Genomic DNA, 18,958 nt, shown 5'->3' with positions numbered 1-18,958 from the left:
CATGGTCAGTCCCGCAGGGTGCTGCCGGTGAGGTGCATGAAGGTGGCCTCCAGGTCGGGTTCGATGACCTCGGCGGCGGTCACGGTGGCGATGCCGTCGACGGCGGTGATGATCGCGGGCAGCAGGTACCGGCCGCCCTCGGCGATGAGCCGCACCGAGCCGGTGCCGGTCCTGACCGCCTCGTTGACGCCCTCCACCGTGCGCAGCTTCGCGAACGCGACGTCGACGTCACCGTCGAGCATCAGCTCGATCTTGTCCGCGCTGCCGACCATGGAGACGAGCTCGTGGCGGGTGCCGTCGGCCACGATCCTGCCGTGGTCGATGATCGCGACCCGGTCGCAGACCCGCTCCACCTCCTCCATGTAGTGCGAGGTGTACAGCAGGGCCATGCCGTCGGCGACGAGCCGTTCGACCCCGTCGAGGATGGCCTTGCGGCTCTGCGGGTCGACGCCGACGGTCGGCTCGTCCAGGATCAGCACTTCGGGCTCGTGCAGGAGCGCGGCGCCGATGTTGATCCGCCGCTTCATGCCGCCCGAGTAGGTGTCCAGCTTGCCGTCGGCCCTGTCGGACAGCCCGACCAGTTCGAGCACCTCGTCGATGCGCTTCGCCAGCGCGCGGCGCGGCAGGCCGAAGAGCCTGCCGAAGAAGCGCAGGTTCTCCCGGCCGGTCAGCTCGGGGTAGAGCGCGATCTCCTGCGGCACGTAGCCGATCTTCGACTTGGCCTTCATCGGGTCGGCGGCGAGGTCGATGCCGCCCACCAGCACGGTGCCCGTGTCAGGCCGCAGCAGCCCCACCAGCATGGAGATGGTCGTGGTCTTGCCCGCGCCGTTGGGGCCGAGCAGCCCGTAGGCCTGGCCGGGCGCGACGGAGAAGCCGACGTCCTGGACGGCCACGACGTCGCCGTACCTCTTGCTCAGGCCGGAGCAGGACATGGCGGACACAGGACCCGTCATCGCCGCCACCCCTCCGCGTCCTCGGGGACGCCCTTGTCCGCCTGGTTGCCGGCGAAGGTCTGCCGTCCGAGGTCGGCGTCGATCTGGAAGTCGAGGGGGCTGTTGCCGGTGACCTGGTTCCACAGGATGTGGTTGTCCAGGGCGTCGTCGCCTCCCCAGTCCTTGGACGAGCCGAGCACGAACGCGCCGCCCATGACCGACTCACCGCTCGGGTGGTTGTCGTGGATCAGGTTGTCCACGACGCTGACGCGGTGGGTCCCGATCAGCGCGAGTCCCACCCCGGAGATCGGCGGGCCCGCCGCGCCCAGCCCGTCGGGCTCGGCGCCGGCGGCCAGCCCGTTGCCGCGCATCTCGTTGCCCGATACCAGGCAGTCGCGCACGCCGCCGTCCGGCTCGCCCTCGTAGGTCTGGTTGAGCAGCATCATGCCGATCGCGTTGCCGTGGCTGACGTTGCGCACCACGCGCGCCCCCGAGGAGTTGTCGACGAAGACGCCGAAGGCGTTGGCGAAGGTCTCGTTGCCGGCGATCAGCGCCTTGGCCTCGGGGCAGAAGCTCAGGGCGATGCCGCCGTACTGGCTGCCCGACGCGCGGCAGCCCACCACCTCGCAGCCGCCGGACTCGCGGACGTAGATGCCCCAGACCGCGTTGTCCCTGGCCTCGACGTCCTTCACCGCCAGCCCGTTCACCGAGTGGGCGTAGACGCCCGCGCCGGAGAACCCGCTCACCGTGAGCCCGTCGATGGTGATGTCGCCGATGCCCTCGCCGTGCACGCTGACGCCGCTGACGACGTCCTCGGAGGCGTCGTGTAGCCGGGGGACGTCCGCCGGCGGTGAGTCGCCGGGGACCAGCAGGGTGCGCCCCTGGCCCATGCCGCTCAGCGTCACACCGCTGTGCCTGATCCACACGCTCTGCGCGTACGTGCCCTCGGCGAGCTGGATGCGCGCCCCTGGCCCCGCCTCGTCGAGCGCGCGCTGGATGGACTCGCCGGGCTGGACCGACCGCACAAGGGACATCACTGGTCCCCCTTCCTGTCGACGAAGACGATCGCCAATGAGACGAGCAGCCCGGCGCCGTGCCCCCACCGGGCCGCGCCGGCCACCCCGCCGTCCATCGGGCCCGCCGGGCCCTCGTGCCGCGCCAGCCGTACGAGGGCGGCGCGGCGGCAGGCGCCGCGTACGGCGTAGGTCGCGCCGCCGGTCAGCGTGAGGCCGGTCGACGCGGTGAGCTCCTCGGCCGCCTCGTCGAGCAACCGGCCGGTCCACCCGGCGGGCCGCTCGGCCTGCGCCTCGAAGTCGTGCCAGCTGAACCCGGGCGGGCGGCCTCCGACCGCCTTGATGAAGCTCTCCTTCACGGGGAACGCCGCCTCGCCCGCGCCGAGCTCGCGCTCGGCGGGCGTGGTGATGTGGCGGCTGAACACCGCCCCGCCGCGCTCGGCCGCCCGGGCGAGCCGACCGGCCTCCACGATGTCCACACCGATCAGCACCGGCGAGGTCATGCCGGGACCTGGGCGCAGCGGGTGATGAAGGGCTCCAGGTGGGCGGTGTACTCCTCGGCACGCTCGATCATCGGGATGTGCCCGCTGTCCTCGACGACCACCACCTCGGCCTCGGGGTACTCCGCGAGCACCGTCAGCCACGAGTCGACCGGGGTCATCCGGTCGTGCCGGCCCCAGATGTACTTCGACGGGGTCGCCACCTTGTCCAGCGCCGGCTTGACCTGGTACTTGCGGGTGGCCTTGAGGCTGCGGGCCATGCTGACCATGGCGGAGGGCTGGAGGAGCATGGTCCCGACCTCCTCCATCTGCGCGTCGGTGAAGAAGCGCTCCTTGCTGTGGAACAGGGCGGCCATCATGCGGTCGCCGAACTCCTCGCCGACGGGCCGCACGCTCCCCCTGCGGTCGAAGCTCAGCCCCACGTCGGGGTCGGCGGTGAGGCCGGGGGCGCCGCTCACGACGATGCCCCGCACCCGCTCCGGGTGACGGCCGGCCAGGTCGATCGCCACCAGGCCGCCGAGCGAGTTCGCGCAGACGATGACGTCACCGATCCCCGCGGCGTCGCAGGATTCCAGCAGCGCGTCGCCGAGGCGTTCGATGGATCCGGCGACCTGACGGTCGAGCGCGCAGATCGCCTCGTTGGTGCGCAGGACCCCCCAGCCGGCCGCCGAGAGGTGCCGGAAGGGGTGGTCCCAGATCCAGCCACCGGCGAACAGCGCGGACATGAACACCACGGCCGGCCGGGTGCCGTCGCCGAGCCTGTGCTCGGTGGTGAAATCGGACATGGCTGCTCCAGTCACAGTAGGGAGACGTCTTCGGGAACCCACCCGCAGCCGCAGGCCGCGCCCTCGCCGACCTTCACGACCCCGCCGCAGTCGGGACAGCGGGCGTAGTCGCGTACGGCGGAGGGAAGCCAGACGCTGGTGAACGCCCGGGTGCACAGCCCGCTCTTGAAGAAGCGGCGCATCGCCCGCTGGTGCGGCCTCGCGTGCACCGCGCGGACCGACTCCGGACGGTCGAACGCGCTCAGGGTGAACTTGCGGTCCCCGATGTCGAAGGTGGCGACGCCGAGGAAGCCCTTGGAGGCGCTCAGGGATTTGACGATCTCCACGCTCAGCAGGTCCACATCGGCGGCCTCCGCGTCGTCGCGCACCTCCAGCCAGGTCAGCGTCAGGGCCCCGGGGCGCTCCGTACGCCCTGCGGTGGCCCGCGCGCTGGTGCCGAACTCCCGCACCTCGTCGGCCTCGGGCACGAACCGCGCCGAGTAGCCGAGCGCCTCGGCGACCGCGAGCCGGTCGAAGCACCGCCGCACGTGCACGCCGTCCTCGCCGAGGGTCACCAGGTCGGTGCCGGTGACGCTGACGGCCCCGCCGACCGCCGGCATGCCCAGGTAGGGGGCGCGGTGGTCGGCCTGGAGCGTCCACCAGAGGGTGGCCGCCCCGTCGTCGCCCGTCACCCGGTCGACCAGGAAGCGGAGCTGCTTGAAGCGGGCCAGCACCCCGGCGGCGTGCGCCTCCAGCGCGTCCCCGCTCAGCGCGCCGCCGGAGTCCGGGTCGCTGTAGGAGGCGGCCGACGCGGCCACGGCCGCGGCGTCACCGGCCTGCCAGGCCGAAAGGTGCGCTTCCGCGATCTTCCGCACGTCCATGTCATCCCCCGCCGATCTCGTCTTCGGGGAGCCGCCGCGAGGCGACCGCCACCGCGAGCACCCGGCCCGAGGTGTGGCTGAGCGAGAGCCGTATCTGACTGCCGGGGTCCGCCGCCTTCGCCAGCGCCCCGCCGAGCCGTACGGCGGGCGGGTGCCCGGTGTGGCAGGCGGCGGTCCTCTCGCAGTTGGCGGTGGGCCGGGGCAGCACCTCGGCCTGGCCGAGGTGCTCGGCCGTCGCGGGGACGCCGAGCAGCCGCAGTACCGCGTACTTGCCGGCCAGGCGGCCCGCCCAGTGCTGGAGCGAGCGGCCCGACCCCGACCTGAGCCGCTCGGCCGGGGTGTAGACCTCCTCCAGCCGCATGTCGCCCACCAGCTCCTGCGGCCGGGAGAGCCCGGCGAAGCCGACCATCGCGCTGCCCCACCGGTTCATGCCGCCCGCTCCCTCGGCAGGCGCCTGAGCGTGGCCGGGTCGGCCATGCTCAGGCAACGGGCTCCGGCGCGGCGGGACAGCCCGGCGAGCACCTTGCTGTCCCCCACCTCGACGCCGGGGGCGATCTCGTCCACGGCGGCCACGGTGGCGGTCCACAGCACCCGCCCGGTGAGCTGGGCGACCAGGGCGTCCCTGATCACGTCCAGGTCGGTGGTGGGCTCGCCGGTGACGTTGGGGACCACGGGGACGCGCGGCGGGCTCATCGGCGCTGCGCGCACCGCCTCGGCCCAGCCGGGTACGGCCGAGGCCATCAGCGGCGAGTGGAAGGCGTTGCCGACCTGGAGCGGCACGATCTTGCGGGCCGTGGAGGCGATCGACGCCAGCCGTTCGAGCGCGGGAAGGGCGCCGGACACGACCACGTGGCCCGGCGCGTTCTCCAGCCCGACCACCAGCGGCTCCTCATCGGTGCCCGCCTCGGCGGCCAGCGCCTCCACCTCCTCGACCGGCAGGCCCATCACCGCGCGCATCCCGCCGATGACGCCGACCCCGGCCATCAGCCGGGACCGCAGCTCCACCAGCCGGACGGTGTCGGCCAGGCCGAGCACACCGGCAGCGTGCAGGGCGCTCAGCTCGCCGACGCTGTGCCCGGCGACCACGCTCGGCTCGAACCCCTCCTCGGACAGCACGGCGAGCGCGGCCAGGTTGCACGCGGTCACCGCCACCTGCGCGTGCTCGGTCGCCACCAGCCGCTCCAGCGGCCCCCTGGCGCAGACCGGGGAGATCGGCCGCGACAGCAGCCCGTCGACCTCGTCGAGCCGGTCGCGCGCCGCCGGCCTGCGGCGCAGCCACGCGCCCATCCCGACGCGCACCGTGCCCTGTCCGGGGAACAGATAGCCAAGCATTTACGCCCACCCCTTCCGCCTACAGCCGTCGCCGAGGGCGCCTTTCCTCAGTGGCGGCCCGCTCGGTGCCGAGGAAGCCGAGAAGCAGCTTGTTGACCTGGTCGGGGGCGTCGAGCGGGATCCAGTGACCGGCGTCCTCGACGCGCTCGTACCGCCACGGCCCCTTGACGTACTTGCCGGACGCCGACATGCCCTCTTCGAGCAGCGCCTTGTCCCCGGAGGACCAGATGCCGAGGGTGGGCGACAGCACGGGCGGGAAGGGCCTCGCGGGCCGCAGCTCGGCCTCGGGCGACCGGTTGGCCCGGTACCAGTTCAGCCCGGCGGTGAGGGCGCCAGGCCTGGCGAGGTCGCGCAGGTAACGGTCGTAGTCGCCGTCCCTGCCCATGATCTCCTTGAACAGCCGCCACCCGTTGCGGCGCAGCAGCTCCTCGCTGACCCCGGGGAACTGGTAGAAGAGCATGTACCAGGAGGCGGCCCGCTGCTCGATCGACGGGGTGGCGAAGACGCCCGGGTGCCCCACCGACAGCACTGCGAGGTGGTCGACCCTGCGGGGCATCAGGAAGGCGTACATCCACGCGATGGCCGCCCCCCAGTCGTGACCGACGATGTGCGGCTTGCGGATGCCGAGCTTGAGGGTCAGCGCGACGACGTCGTTGAGGATGGTCTGCATCCCGTAGGCCTCGATCTCCTGCGGTTTGCTGGAGTCGCCGAAGCCCCGGAGGTCGGGTGCGATGACCCGGAAGCCCCCCTCGACCAGTGCGGGGATCTGGTTCCTCCACAGGTACGAGGAGTCGGGGAAACCGTGGAGCAGGATGACGGGGTCGCCCTCGCCCTCATCGATGTAGGCGATGTCGACGTCGTTGACCCGCGCCGTCTTCTTCTCGTTCATGCCGTCTCCCTGAACAGCCGCTCAGCGAAGAACTCGCTGAAGCCAAACTCGGGTACGTCCTCGGGGGCGACCATGTTGAGCAGCCCGGTCACCTGCGCGGCGAAGTTCTTCGCCATGAGCCGGCGGACCCGCCGCCGCCGCTCGACGGCGGCCTCGCCGAACTCCACGTGCAGTCTGCTGATGATGGACGCCCCGAAGTCCAGGCGCTCCAGGCGGAACGCCCGCTCCTCCAGATAGGGGTCGAACGCCTTCGGCGACCAGTCGTCGCCGGCGAGGAGGATGTCGCAGACGGTCCGCGAGTCGCGCATCGCGCACGACAGCCCGGTGCCGAGCACCGTGTCGGCGTTGCCCGCCTCGTCGCCGATCAGGACCACGCCCTCTCGCAGCGGGGGCCCTTCCGGGACGCTGGACACCGACGGCCACACCGAGAGCGGCCCCGCGGGGATGGCCTCGGTGACCGCCTTGCCCCGGTCGGGCAGGCATTCGAGCTCGAAGGCGGCGAGGAACCGCTCGACGCCGCCGGGGCCGCGATAACGGTGCTTGTTCACCGTGGGGAAGTTCAGGTAGAGGCGCGCCCGGCCGTACCCCTGGGGGAAGACCATGAACATGACGTCGCCCGAGGTGCCCATGGCCTGCACGTCGGCGGGCCAGCCGTCCATGCCCTCGACCATCATCCCGCCGCCCCAGTGGTGCATGGAGTTGCGCATCGTGACGCCGATCTGCCGGCCGACGGTGCAGCCGCGCCCGGTGGCGCCGAGCACCATCCTGGCTCTGATCTCGTGGTCGCCCTCGGGGGTCTGGTAGGTCACCACCGGCTCGGCGCCCGCGGTGACGCCGATGCGGGCCGCGTCCATGACCAGCCGGGCCCCGCTCTCCACGGCCTGCGCCGCCATCAGCTCGCAGACGGCGTGGTGCGGGAACGCCAGCGGCCCGCCGATGCCGGGGATGAAGCGGGTCATGTCCACCGCTTCGACCTCTTCACCGGAGACGGCCTCGTCCCAGGTCATCCACTCGCGGATCTCCCAGCCGCCGCCGGCCGAGAAGCAGTCGTAGACCCCGAGCCGCTGGGCCTCGCGGATGCCCCAGGGGGCGAGCCACTCACCGCGTACCAGGTCCTTGTAGGTCTCCTGCTTCTCGAGCAGCACGACCGACAGCCCTCCGGCGGCCAGCCTGCAGGCCGCCGACGCGCCCGAGATGCCACCTCCGACGATGACGACGTCGGCGTAGTCGACGGTCATGCCTCCCACCTCTCCCAGTACGTGCGTTCCTTGGCGCTGTATCGATCGGCGGGGCGGAACTCCGTGCCCACCGTGTAGGCGACCGGGATCATGCACACCTGCGTGACCCCGGTCGGGATTCCGAGCAGCTCGCCCACCTGCCGCTCGTGGGGTACGTGCATGCAGGTGATCGTGCTGCCGAGACCACGGCTGCGCAGCGCGAGCTGGAACGACCAGACGGCCGGGAAGATCGAGCCGTAGAAGATGCTCGCCCGCATCCAGCCGTGCTGCACCAGGTGCCCGGGGTCGTCGGCGTCCTTGCCCGACATCCGGTCGTCCCACGCGGCGTTGATGGCCGCGACGTCCGGCGGCCTGCCGAGGACGCACGGGATGACCAGGACGGGCACCCGCGCGATCGTCTCGACGAGCGCCTCGGCGGACTCGTAGTTCCTGCGCGCCTGGCTGTTGTTCCTGCGCCTTCCGGCGTTGGTCCACATGTCGTTCCTGTGGAACTGCCAGGACGTCAGGGTCAGCTCGGCGATCTTCTCCTTGACGGCGGCGTCGCTGATGACCAGCCAGCGCCAGTTCTGGTGGTTGTTGGCCGTCGGGGCCTGGACGGCGACCTCCAGCGCCTCCTCCACGACCTCGCGGGGCACCGGCCGGTCGAGGTCGAGCCGGCGCCGGACGGAGCGGGTGGTGGTCAGCAGCCGGTCGGTCTCCGTGACGTCGAAGGGGGCGCCGGTCATGGGGCCCCCAGCAGCACGGCGCCGCGTACGGACCGCGGTGCGGCGGTGAGCACCAGTGCCTGGCCGACGGGGCCGGGCAGGTTGGGCTTGGTGACGTAGGAGTCGAGGTCGCCCACGTGGGGGGACGCCAGCCCGGTGAGGGCGGGGGCGATCCCGTCGCGGATGGCCAGTGCCGCCAGGGCGATGTTCATCGCCCCCGTCGCGGCCTGGCAGTCGCCGGTGTGCCCGGCGGAGGTGGTGAGGACGGCCTCCGGCGCGGCTTCCAGCACCGCGGCGGCCTCCTCGGCGTCGTGCGGGCCCCCCGTGCCCGCGCCGACCACCAGGTCGGGACGGGCGCTCGGGATGCGGGTGAGACCCCGGGCGATGGGCTCCCGCGCGTCCTCCCCGCCGGCGCCCGCGTGGCTGGTGCCGAGGACGCGGGCGTACGGCCGCCCGCCGCGCCCGGCGCAGTGCTCGGCCGACTCCACCACGAAGGCGACGGAGGCGGATCCGGGAACCGGGCCCGAGCCCCCGCTGTCGTACGGGGAGACCGTGGCGTCCTTCGGTACGGCCGCGACCGTCTCGTCCGCCGCGACCACGAGCACCACGTCCGCCTTGCCCGCTCTGATCATTTCGAGCGCGCAGTCCAGGGCGATCGAGGCCGAGGCCCCGCCGTTGCAGATGGTGGTGGTCGGGCCGCGCAGGCCGAGGGTCTGGCACACGGCGCCGCCCGTGGCGTTCAGCACCACGTTGGAGAAGCTCAGCACGGCCGGCTTGTTGGGGTCGGCCGCGATGCTCTCGTCGAAGCCGCCGGTGCTCTCGGCGGACCCGGCGCCGGTCGCGAACACCAGCCCGACGTTGTCCAGGTCCTTCCTCGGCAGCTTGAGCTCCGCGTCCTCCCAGGCGAGCCGGGAGGCGGCGATCGCCATGCGGGACAGGTTGTTCATGTGCCGCCACAGCGAGCGTGGCGCGAACGTCCTGCCGTCCAGGGAGGGAGCCCGGCCGAGGGCCTGGCGGCCCGCGACGACCGCCTCGGACACTTCGGCCACGCCGACGCCGAGGCCGCTGACGGGTCCGAGACCCGTGATCACGGCCTCCCGCGACGGCAGCTCGTCGTGGTCGCGTTCGCCGCGCGGCGTCGTGAGCACGAGCGCGACGTTGTTGCCGCCGAACGCGTAGTTGTTGGACACGACGGTGTCGATGGGCATCCGCCTGGCCACGTTGGGCACGAAGTCCAGGTCGCCGGGCACGGCGTCCTCGCCGAAGCCGATGGTGGGCGGCGCGGTGCCGTGCCGCAGCGCCAGCACGCTGGCGACCGCCTCCACCGCGCCCGCGGCGCCGAGCGTGTGCCCGACGAACGACTTGATGCTGCTGGTGGGCACCTGGCCCGCCCGCTCGCCGAAGACCACTCGCATGACCTTGGCTTCCATCGAGTCGTTGGCCGGGGTTCCGGTGCCGTGACCGCTGACGTAGTGGACGTCGTCCTGGGTCAGCCCGGCGTCGGCGAGCGCGCGCCGCATGGCGCTCGCCCCGCCCCGGCCGGTGGGGTCCGGCGCGGTCGCGTGGTAGGCGTCGGCCGACAGCCCGTACCCGGCGACCTCGGCCAGGGGCGTGGCTCCCCTGGCGAGCGCCCGGTCCAGCGGCTCAAGCAGCAGGAACGCCGCCCCCTCGCCGAGGTTGAGCCCGTCGGAGTGGCTGTACGGGCGGCAGGGGCCGGTGCTGAGGGCCTTCAGCCCGGCGAATCCGGCGTAGGTTCCGAAGAGCAGGGGGTCCACCCCGCCCGCGAGGACCACGTCGGCCTCGCCGGTGAGGATCTTGTCCTTGGCGAGGCCGACGGCGTTGCCGCCGGCCGCGCACGCGGTCGACACCAGGATGCGCGGCCCGCGCATGCCCAGCCGCCCGGCGACCACGTCCTCGGTGCGGTGCATGGGCTGGTAGCGCCCCGCCGCGTCGGGAGTCGCCTGGCACTTGCCGAGAATGATCCCGAACCGGTCGGGATCGAGGTCGTCGCGGGTCAGCCCCGCCTGCTCGACCGCCTGGCGTGCCGCGATGAGGGCAAGCTGGGCGGTGCGGTCCAGGGCGGCGTCGGAGTCCGGCAGTTGCCCGGTGATCCACTCGTCGGGAACCTGGCCCGCGTGCCGTGCCTCGAACACCGCGAAGGTCTCGTCCTCGACCGGAGTGAGGCCACCCTGGCCGGACGTGAGCCGCTGCCAGAACTCCGCGGGATCGCGGCCGATGGCACAGATGACTCCCAGGCCGGTGACGACGACGGGGCGCAGCGCCATGCTTGTCTCCTCATCAGACGATCAGAGCGGATCAGATGATCGGGATGCTCCAGCTCTTGGGAACGATGTAGGGGCTGGTCAGCGTGGTCACCTCGGAGTCCTCCACGGTGAACTCCAGTCCCGCGGCGGCGAGGTCGGCGTCGACCCGCGCGAGGCCGAGGGTCGTGCCGAGGCCGACGCTGTGCACCGCGTGCACCACCTCGCCCACGTCCTGGCCGCCCGCCAGCACCCGGGCGCCCGGCGAGGGGACCGACGCGCCGCCGCTGAAGCCGACCGTGCGGCGTCCCTGGCCGGACTCCAGCGCATTGAGCACCGCGTCCTTGCCGATGAACTCGTCCTTGGTGACGTCGACGAGCCAGTTGGCGCCGATCTCGATCACCGTGGTGCCCTCGGTGGCCTCGTGGCGCGGAATCGGCTGGCGGACCTCCAGCATCGCCAGCTCCAGGGCCTCCTGCCCCGCCGCCCCCGCGTGCTCGACCGCCTGCCGCCACAGCTCGGGGGCCGCCTCCCGGGGGACGATCATCTGGTACCCGTACTCGCCGGTGAAGCCGGTCCGGGCGAAGATGATCTCGGTGTCGCCCCAGGTCGTGTCCACGACCGACTCGAACGGCAGCGAGGCCAGCTCGCCGTCGATCAGCCGGCCGACCACGCCCCAGGCGTAGGGGCCCTCCAGGCCGAGGACCGTCAGCTCCCCGGAGCGGTCGGTGATCTCGACGCCCTCGTCGTTGTTCTCCCTCAGGTGCGCGAGCAGGCGCGTGCCGGCGCCGCAGGAGCTCTCCAGCAGCATGCCGTTCTCCCGGCCGAAGGCCAGGACCTGGTCGACGACCTGCCCCGACTCGTCGAGGATGAGGCTCATCATGCAGCGCTCGGAGGTGAGGTACTCGACGTCGCGGGCGATCACCCGCTGCGCGAAGCCGACGGCGCCGTCACCGGTGACCTCGATGAGGCTGTGGCCACTCAGGTCGAGGACGGCGGCGCGCTCCCTCAGCACCTTGTACTCGTCGGAGACCGCGGAGAAGCGCAGCGGGACGGAAGCGTCGCCCACCTGACCGTAAACGGTGTCCTCCGGATGCAGGTTCGCGAGGACGGTAGCCATGGTTCACACCTTTCGTACGGAGACGTTGCCGGCGGGGTCGGCGATCGTGAGGTTTCCTTCGGCGGCGACGTGGCCGTCCACCCGCGCCGACACCCGGTACTCGGCGAAGCCTCCGCCGCCTCCGGTGCGCTCGGCGGACAGGACCAGCTGGTCGCCCGGGACGACGGGGCGGCGGAACCGCATCGACCTGACCCCGGCCAGGTAGCTGATCCTGCTCGCGCCCGCGAGGGCGAAGACCACCCCGGCGAGCTGGGCCATCGCCTCGACGATGACCACGCCGGGCAGCACGGCCTCGCTCGGGAAATGGCCCTGGAACCACAGCTCGGTGCCGGCGACGTTCTTGGTCGCCGTTCCCTTGACGCCCGGCTCCACCTTGCCCACGCGGTCGAGCAGGAGCATGGGCCACCGGTGCGGGAGCACCTCGCGGATCTGGTCGTTCGTCAGGCCCGAGATGACGGGCGCCGCCGCGTCGGCCGCGGGGCCGGTCTCGACCTCGGCCGCCACGTCGAGCGTCATGCCGTGGCCCGTAGTGCGGGGTTGACCTCGTCCGCGAGCCGGGACACCGAGCCGAAGACGGCCATCTCGCTGTCGTACAGCGCCACGCCGAACTCGGCCTCGATGGCGACGTAGAGCTCCAGGACATCGAGGCTGTCCAGTTCGAGGCCGCGCCCGAAGAGCGGCTGGTCATCGGTGATCCACTCGGGCTGGATCTCCAGGTCGAGCCGGGACACGATCATCTTCTTGATCTGGGTGCAGGTCTGCTGACGCTCGGCGGCCTTCGCACGGAGCTCATCGATGGTCATCTATCCTCCTTGGGCATCGGGGCAGGCTTGTGGTTCTGGTCGGGCTCGGGTGCCGGCCGGCGGCCGGGAGGGGGCTCAGGCAAGGCCGCCGCCGTGGGCGACCACCACCGCGCCGGATATGTACGACGCCTTGTCCGAGGCGAGGAAGCTGACGATCGACGCGATCTCCTCGGGCCGCCCGATGCGGCCCAGCCGGATGCGCGACTCGTACTGCTTCCTGATCTCGGTGGGCACCTTGCGTGTCATGTCGGTGGAGACGAAGCCGGGGGCCACGACGTTGGCGCGCACCCCGTGCGGGGCGGCCTCGTTCGACAGGGCCTTCGTGAAGGCGATGATCGCGCCCTTCGAGGCCACGTAGTTCGTCTGGCCGGGGAAGCCGCCGTCGAGCCCGCTGCTGGAGGAGATCGTCACGATCGACCCGCTGCGCTGGTGCTGCATGAGCCGCAGGCCCTCGCGGCAGCTCAGGAACGTGCCGGTGACGTTGGTGTCCATCGGGCCGCGGAACTGGTCGAGGTTCATGGCGATGAGGTAGCGGTCGAGGGTGACGCCGGCGTTGGTCACCAGCACGTCCAGCCGGCCGTGGTCGGCGCGCACCCCGCGGAACATCCGCCGCACGGCGTCCTCGTCGGTGACGTCCGCCTGTACGGCCGTCGCGCCGCCGCCCTCGCTCTCGATCTGGGCCACGACGTCCTTGGCGTCCTGCTCGGAGCGGCCGTAGTTGACTATGACGTGGGCGCCCTCCCTGGCCAGGTCGAGCGCGACGGCCCGGCCGATGCCGCGCGACCCGCCCGTCACCAGGGCCACGGAGCCTTCGGCAAAGAGCATCATCGCCTCCAGGAGGTTTGACGACAAATCAAACAATTGCGATCTGCACGAAAAGCTACTAGGGCGAGATATCACGGCTGCATCACCGAGTTATCCCTGCATTGACTGAGATAACGGCATATACGACCCTGACACCATGGATACGCTCGATGTCGAAGTTCTGATCGTCGGCGGCGGCCCGGTCGGCCTGTCCGCGTCCATTGAGCTCTCTCGGCACGGAATATCCTCACTCCTCGTCGAGAAGCACCCGGGAACGTCGATTTTCCCGAAGGCGCGCCTCATTTCCACCAGGACCATGGAGCTCTTTCGCGCCTGGGGAATTCAGGAGGAGGTCGAGCGCACCGGCATGCCCCGCGAGGGCGTCCTCGCCGTGGGCGTCGGCACGTCCCTGGCGGCCCGCGACTTCCTCAGGGCGGCCGCGGCGATCCAGGAGGACGCCCCGCAGAGCCCGACCTACACCTGCCTGTGCTCCCAGGACCTGCTCGAAGTGATCCTGCGCAGGCACGCCGAGGAGCGGCCGGTGGCGCAGGTGCGGTTCGCGACCGCCATGACCGAGACGCGTACCACCCCGGGCGGCGTGGAGACGGTCGTCGAGTCGGGCCAGGGCCGCACGCTCGTACGCTCGCGGTACCTCGTGGCCGCGGACGGCAGCCGCAGCACCATCAGGGAGGGGCTCGGCATCGGGGTCGAGGGGCCTCCCCCGATGGGCCACATGATCAGCGTCATGTTCGACGCCGACCTCGGCGGCCTGCCCGGCGACCGGCGCGCCGCGCTGTCCTTCCTGCGCAGCGACCCGCCGTGCGCGGTCGAGGCGGTGGACAACCGGCGGCGGTGGATGCTCCAGACCGGGTACGACCCGGCCGAGGGCGGCAGCGCCCAGGACTTCACCGAGGACGTGTGCCTGGCTGCCGTCCGCTCGGCCGTCGGCATCCCCGACCTGCCCGTCCGCATCCTGGGCGTCATGCCGTGGCTGCAGCAGGCCGTGGTCGCGACCGGGTTCCGCGACGGCCCGGTCTTCCTGGCCGGGGACGCCGCGCACGTGGCGACCCCGCAGGGCGGGTTCGGCATGAACTGCGGCATCCAGGACGCGCACAACCTCGCCTGGAAGCTGGCCGCCGTGCTGCGCGGGATCGCAGGGGAGGAGCTGCTGGCCACCTACGAGGCCGAGCGCCGCCCGATCGCGAGCCGCACGGTCGAGGAGAGCCTGGTCAACGCCCTCATCACGTTCCGCATGATGCAGGGAAAGCTGTCCATGCGGGAGTCGATCGAGCAGCAGGCCGGCCGCCGCAGCTCCGAAGGGCTGATCCTGGGCTTCCACTACCGGTCGGACGCCGTGGTCCCCGACGGCACGCCGGAGCCCGCGCCCGAAGACCCGTACCGTACCTACGTCCCGACGGCCAGGCCCGGTCACCGCGCCCCCCACGTCTGGCTGTCGAGGCAGGGCGGCCGGGTGTCGACGCTCGACCTGCTCGGCCCGTCCTTCACGCTCATGACCCCGGCGGGCGGCGGGTGGCTCCAGCCCGCCAAGGAGGCGGCGCACCGGCTCGGCGCGGCGCTCACCACGGTCGAGATCTCCCCCGACGGCTCCGCCCCGCTCACCTCTCCCACCTGGGCGGACGAGTACGGCGTGGGCGCGAACGGCGCCGTACTCGTCCGCCCCGACGGTCACGTCGGCTGGCGGTCGCCCGGCGGGGAGGCGTCGCAGGACGCGCTGGCCGGGGCGCTGGCCGCGATCCTCGCCAGGTCGTGACGGGGCCCCGCCCGCGAGCACATCCTGGCCGCGCCCAGGCGCAGGGACAGGGGGTTCCCCGACGAGGTGGCGACGAGGTCGGTCACCGTCTGCGCCCCGAGCGGAGCGTACGACGCCCCGACGAGCATGTCCGCCAGCTCCCTGGCCACCTCCGCCGCCAGCGGCCGTACGAACTCGCGGTGCGCCCCCTGCCTGGCCACGAGCTCGTCGAGGGGATCGGTGCTGGTGACGATCACCCGGCAGTTCGCGCCGCCGGGCAGCAGGGGCCGTACCTGCTCGCTGTCCCTGGCGTTGTCCAGCACGACGAGCAGCCGCCTGCGCGCCGTCCAGCTGCGGTAGAGGGCCAGCTTCTCGGCGTGGTCAAGGGGGATGTCCTGGGCGGGCACGCCGAGGGCCCGCAGGAACCGGTCGACGACCGCGTCCGGCTCGGGTGCCGTTCCCTCGCCGTTTCCCCCCATGTCGGCGAAGAGCTGGCCGTCGGGGAACCAGTCGATCCGGTTGTGCGCCCACCGCAGCACCAGCGCGGTCTTCCCGACGCCGGCCGGGCCGCTCACGACCATCGTGCCCGGCACCGCCACCCCGGGGTCCGGCCGCATCGCCACGTCCAGCGCCACGGTCTCCTCGTTCCTGCCCACGAACGGCAGGACCTGCGGAGGTAGCTGGGACGGTACGACCAGGCCGGCGCCCGGCCGGTGGACGGGAGGCCGCATGAGCGCGGACTCGTCCCTGAGGATCTGGTCGTGGAGCCGCCGCAGCGCCGGGCCGGGTTCGAGGCCGATCTGCTCCAGCAGGTACCTGCGCGTCTCCTGGTACGTGCGCAACGCCTCGGCCCGGCGTCCCGCCCGGTACTGCGCCAGCATGAGCTGGGCGCGCACCCGCTCGCGGAACGGGCACTCCGCCACCAGGGCAAGCAGCTCGGGGATCACCTCGTGATGGCGCCCGAGCTCGATCTCCAGCTCCAGGCAGGCCTCCATGGCCTCCAGCCGCGACTCCTCCATGCGGGCCACGTCGTAGCGCAGGCCCCGGAGGTCCTCGAAGGGGTTCCCCCGCCACAGCCCGAGCGCCTCCCGCAGGAGCTGGACGGTGTCCTGCCTGTCCCTCCCCGCCTCCTCGCCGCGTGCCCGCGCCACCAGCGCCCTGAACCGCAGCCAGTCGATGGTGTCCGCGCCCGCCCGCAGGAGGTAGCCGGGACTGGACGTCTCGATCGCGCCCGCGCCGAGCGTCCGGCGCAGCCTCGACACGCAGATGGCGATCTGCCGCCACGCGCTCCTCGGCGCGGAACCGGCCCACACCGTCTCGATGAGCCGGTCGACGCTGACGACCCGGTTGGCGTTCAGCACCAGGCTCGCCAGGATCGCCAGCTCCCGGTTCGCGCAGATCTGCAGCTCAGCACCGTCCTTGAACACCCTGAGCGGTCCAAGGACGCGGAACTCGAGCGTCCCGCCCATCAGCCGGTCCGCGTCAGGTACTGCTCGATCTCGTCCGCGGCGCGGACGGCCCCGCCCGCCGCCCGGACGTCCCGCCGCATCGCGTCCGTGGCGCGCCGCACGTCCTCGTCCGCCGCGACGCCGAGCACGGCCTCGCGCAGCCGCTCCGCCGTGACCTCCCCGGGAGGCAGGACCCGGCCGAGGCTCAGCTCCTCGATGCGCCTGCCTGTGGGCCAGTCGAGGTCGGAGGTCGGGACGACCACCATGGGGCAGCCCGAGTGCAGGGCCTCCATGACCGTGCCCATGCCGCCGTGCGTGACCGCCACGGACGCGTGGCGCAGCACGGTCAGGTGCGGCACCCACCGGTGCACCTCGATGTTGGGGGGCAGCGGGCCGAGCTCGGCGGGGTCCAGTCCCTCCGCCACCGTCATGACCACGTGCCATGGCAGGTCGCCGAAGGCCTCGACGCAGGTGCGGAAGAACTCGGGGTGCTGGTTGAACACCGCCCCGAACGAGACCAGCGCGATCGGAAGCCCGCCCGCCGGGGGCTCCCACTCGCCGAGGAAGCTCCGTTCTCCCAGGCAGGGCCCGACGAAGGCGAACCGCTCGTCGAAGGTGTCGCCCGCGAACTGGAACGCCCGGGGGATGGTGACCAGGCTGAAGTCCTGAACCTCCCACCACAGTTCCGCGGCCGGCACGTCGACCCCGTGGGAGCCGGCCATCGCGCCGATCCTGATGAGCATGTCGTCCACCCAGCGGGACAGCGTGGGGCCCTCGCCCGGGCCGTCCCCGCCGTGGTTGTAGATGGCGTTGAGGTAGGAGAAGTGCGGGTTCGACGCGAAGAAGGGGATGAGCTGCGCCGCCGGGCGCCCCCACTTCCTGGCGAGGACGCGCCCCGCGTAGAGGATGGAGGTGTCGTACACGATCATGTCCGGCCGGCCGGGCATCCGCTCGTCGAGGGCCTCCAGCATGGACTGGCTCTCGTCCAGCAGAAGGGACAGCAGATACAGCGGGTCGTTAGCCAGATCCAGGAAGTTCGCCTTGCGGTATTTCGAGTCGTAACACAGAACGGTGGCACCGGTCTTTTCCACGATGGCCGCCATACTCTGCGCGGTCAGGTAGGTGACCCGGTTTCCTCTGCGAACCAATTCGGCGACCACGGCCAGATTCGGTAATACATGACCATGATCGGGATGACACATGAAAAGATAGTGTCGCGTCATGTGGGAATCTCTCCGGCAGATTACGCGGGTATGCGCTACTAACGAACCTAATAAGGGTTCCCCGAATCACGGCACCCCCTAATCCCCCCTGTCACCCCCCCTCACCCACCCCACCCGATAGGGGTTCCCCTATTCGGGCGGCCGTGATTACGCTGGGCCCGAATCCGAGGAGGACGTCGATGCCCACCCGTGTCTGGGACTACCTGACGGAGTACGACGCCGAGCGCGAGGACATCGCCGACGCCGTGGAGACCGTGTTCCGCTCCGGGCAGCTCGTCCTCGGCGAGAGCGTCCGTTCCTTCGAAAGGGAGTTCGCGGCCTACCACGGAGTGCGCCACTGCGCGGGCGTCGACAACGGCACCAACGCCATCAAGCTCGGCCTGCAGGCCCTGGGCGTCGGCAGGGGCGACGAGGTGATCACCGTGTCCAACACGGCGGCGCCGACGGTGGTCGCCGTCGACGGGGTGGGCGCCACGCCGGTCTTCACCGACGTCGACCCGGACACCTACCTGATGGACGTCTCCCAGGTCGAGGCCGCCATCACCCCGCGCACCCGGTGCCTGCTGCCCGTCCACCTGTACGGGCAGTGCGTGGACCTGGCGCCGCTCGAACGGCTCGCGGCCCGGCACGACCTGGTGATCCTGGAGGACTGCGCGCAGGCCCACGGCGCCCGCCGTCACGGCAGGGTGGCCGGGTCGACGGGCGCGGCGGCCGCGTTCTCCTTCTACCCGACCAAGGTGCTCGGCGCCTACGGGGACGGCGGGGCGACGATCACCTCCGACGACGCCGTGGACGCCAACCTGCGCAGGCATCGCTACTACGGCATGGAGCAGACGTACTACGTGGTGGAGACGCCGGGGCACAACTCCCGGCTGGACGAGGTGCAGGCCGAGATCCTGCGCCGCAAGCTCCGCAGGCTCGACCGGTACATCGCCGGCAGGCGGGCCGTGGCGGCGCGCTACGCCGAGGGCCTCAGCGACACCGAGCTGGTGCTCCCCTCGGTCGCCGAGGGCAACGAGCACGTCTACTACCTGTACGTCGTGCGGCATCCCCGGCGCGACGACATCATCGAGGCGCTGCGCGCGCACGACATCCACCTCAACGTCAGCTACCCCTGGCCGGTCCACACCATGTCCGGCTTCGCGCATCTCGGTTACGCGCGCGGCAGCCTGCCGGTGACCGAGGAGCTGGCCGGCCAGATCTTCTCCCTGCCGATGTACCCCTCGCTGCCTGTCGAGGTGCAGGAGAAGGTCATCTCCACACTGCGCGAGGTGCTGAAGACTCTTTAGCCCCCCG

Annotated in this window: 19 protein-coding genes; 2 read left to right on the top strand and 17 right to left on the bottom strand. The window is 71.8% G+C overall.

Going from position 1 to position 18,958, the window contains the following annotated elements; translation table 11 throughout:
- Nucleotides 1-5: 5 nt before the first annotated feature.
- The 15 genes from OG589_RS44880 to OG589_RS44810 form a co-directional block, all read right to left on the bottom strand.
- A complete protein-coding gene (locus OG589_RS44880; RefSeq protein WP_405145048.1) occupies nt 6-953 on the bottom strand; it encodes an ABC transporter ATP-binding protein in 948 nt (315 codons plus the stop codon).
- Nucleotides 950-1,966, bottom strand: coding sequence for a nitrous oxide reductase family maturation protein NosD (locus tag OG589_RS44875; protein ID WP_405145047.1), 1,017 nt, complete (start codon nt 1,964-1,966; stop codon nt 950-952). The genes OG589_RS44880 and OG589_RS44875 overlap by 4 nt, the downstream gene beginning before the upstream one ends.
- Complete coding sequence (locus tag OG589_RS44870) at nt 1,966-2,448, bottom strand: hypothetical protein (protein ID WP_405145046.1); 483 nt, start codon at nt 2,446-2,448, stop codon at nt 1,966-1,968. The genes OG589_RS44875 and OG589_RS44870 overlap by 1 nt, the downstream gene beginning before the upstream one ends.
- Nucleotides 2,445-3,230: an alpha/beta fold hydrolase gene (locus tag OG589_RS44865; protein ID WP_405145045.1), complete on the bottom strand. Its 786-nt coding sequence runs from the start codon at nt 3,228-3,230 to the stop codon at nt 2,445-2,447. Before OG589_RS44865 ends, OG589_RS44870 begins: the two co-directional genes overlap by 4 nt.
- An 11-nt stretch (nt 3,231-3,241) precedes the next feature.
- On the bottom strand, nt 3,242-4,090 hold the full coding sequence (locus OG589_RS44860) for an ester cyclase (protein ID WP_405145044.1): 849 nt from the start codon (nt 4,088-4,090) through the stop codon (nt 3,242-3,244).
- Between the two features lies 1 nt (nt 4,091).
- Complete coding sequence (locus OG589_RS44855; RefSeq protein WP_405145043.1) at nt 4,092-4,520, bottom strand: phosphopantetheinyl transferase; 429 nt, start codon at nt 4,518-4,520, stop codon at nt 4,092-4,094.
- Entirely contained in the window at nt 4,517-5,422 is a 906-nt protein-coding gene (locus tag OG589_RS44850; protein ID WP_405145042.1) for an ACP S-malonyltransferase, read from the bottom strand. The genes OG589_RS44855 and OG589_RS44850 overlap by 4 nt, the downstream gene beginning before the upstream one ends.
- 19 nt (nt 5,423-5,441) lie before the next feature.
- Nucleotides 5,442-6,311: an alpha/beta fold hydrolase gene (locus OG589_RS44845; RefSeq protein WP_405145041.1), complete on the bottom strand. Its 870-nt coding sequence runs from the start codon at nt 6,309-6,311 to the stop codon at nt 5,442-5,444.
- The gene (locus OG589_RS44840) at nt 6,308-7,549 is read right to left on the bottom strand and encodes an FAD-dependent oxidoreductase (RefSeq protein ID WP_405145040.1); all 1,242 of its coding nucleotides are present in this window, start codon (nt 7,547-7,549) and stop codon (nt 6,308-6,310) included. The genes OG589_RS44845 and OG589_RS44840 overlap by 4 nt, the downstream gene beginning before the upstream one ends.
- Nucleotides 7,546-8,274 carry a nitroreductase family protein gene (locus OG589_RS44835; RefSeq protein WP_405145039.1) on the bottom strand — a complete coding sequence of 243 codons (729 nt, stop codon included), beginning with the start codon at nt 8,272-8,274 and terminating at the stop codon, nt 7,546-7,548. The genes OG589_RS44840 and OG589_RS44835 overlap by 4 nt, the downstream gene beginning before the upstream one ends.
- On the bottom strand, nt 8,271-10,538 hold the full coding sequence (locus OG589_RS44830; protein WP_405145038.1) for a beta-ketoacyl synthase N-terminal-like domain-containing protein: 2,268 nt from the start codon (nt 10,536-10,538) through the stop codon (nt 8,271-8,273). The genes OG589_RS44835 and OG589_RS44830 overlap by 4 nt, the downstream gene beginning before the upstream one ends.
- A gap of 31 nt (nt 10,539-10,569) precedes the next feature.
- Nucleotides 10,570-11,634: an aminomethyltransferase family protein gene (locus tag OG589_RS44825; protein ID WP_405145037.1), complete on the bottom strand. Its 1,065-nt coding sequence runs from the start codon at nt 11,632-11,634 to the stop codon at nt 10,570-10,572.
- A 3-nt stretch (nt 11,635-11,637) separates the two neighbouring features.
- The gene (gene fabZ, locus OG589_RS44820; RefSeq protein WP_405145036.1) at nt 11,638-12,150 is read right to left on the bottom strand and encodes a 3-hydroxyacyl-ACP dehydratase FabZ; all 513 of its coding nucleotides are present in this window, start codon (nt 12,148-12,150) and stop codon (nt 11,638-11,640) included.
- Complete coding sequence (locus OG589_RS44815) at nt 12,147-12,437, bottom strand: acyl carrier protein (protein WP_405145035.1); 291 nt, start codon at nt 12,435-12,437, stop codon at nt 12,147-12,149. The genes fabZ and OG589_RS44815 overlap by 4 nt, the downstream gene beginning before the upstream one ends.
- A gap of 75 nt (nt 12,438-12,512) precedes the next feature.
- Nucleotides 12,513-13,265: a 3-oxoacyl-ACP reductase family protein gene (locus OG589_RS44810; protein WP_405145034.1), complete on the bottom strand. Its 753-nt coding sequence runs from the start codon at nt 13,263-13,265 to the stop codon at nt 12,513-12,515.
- Between the two features lie 133 nt (nt 13,266-13,398).
- On the opposite strand from OG589_RS44810, the gene OG589_RS44805 reads away from it, so the two are divergent.
- Entirely contained in the window at nt 13,399-15,012 is a 1,614-nt protein-coding gene (locus OG589_RS44805) for an FAD-dependent monooxygenase (protein WP_405145033.1), read from the top strand.
- Here OG589_RS44805 and OG589_RS44800 read toward each other — a convergent pair.
- Entirely contained in the window at nt 14,928-16,460 is a 1,533-nt protein-coding gene (locus OG589_RS44800) for a BTAD domain-containing putative transcriptional regulator (RefSeq protein WP_405145032.1), read from the bottom strand. The genes OG589_RS44805 and OG589_RS44800 overlap by 85 nt on opposite strands.
- Nucleotides 16,460-17,641, bottom strand: coding sequence for a macrolide family glycosyltransferase (locus OG589_RS44795; RefSeq protein ID WP_405145031.1), 1,182 nt, complete (start codon nt 17,639-17,641; stop codon nt 16,460-16,462). Before OG589_RS44795 ends, OG589_RS44800 begins: the two co-directional genes overlap by 1 nt.
- 200 nt (nt 17,642-17,841) lie before the next feature.
- Between OG589_RS44795 and OG589_RS44790 the strand changes: the two genes are divergently transcribed.
- Nucleotides 17,842-18,951: a DegT/DnrJ/EryC1/StrS family aminotransferase gene (locus OG589_RS44790; protein ID WP_405145030.1), complete on the top strand. Its 1,110-nt coding sequence runs from the start codon at nt 17,842-17,844 to the stop codon at nt 18,949-18,951.
- Nucleotides 18,952-18,958 lie beyond the last annotated feature (7 nt).

Source organism: Sphaerisporangium sp. NBC_01403 (assembly GCF_045040145.1).
GTDB classification, from domain to species: Bacteria; Actinomycetota; Actinomycetes; order Streptosporangiales; family Streptosporangiaceae; genus Sphaerisporangium; species Sphaerisporangium viridialbum.
The sequence above is the reverse complement of the archived record's forward strand: the minus strand, read 5'-3'. Positions and strand labels throughout refer to the sequence as shown.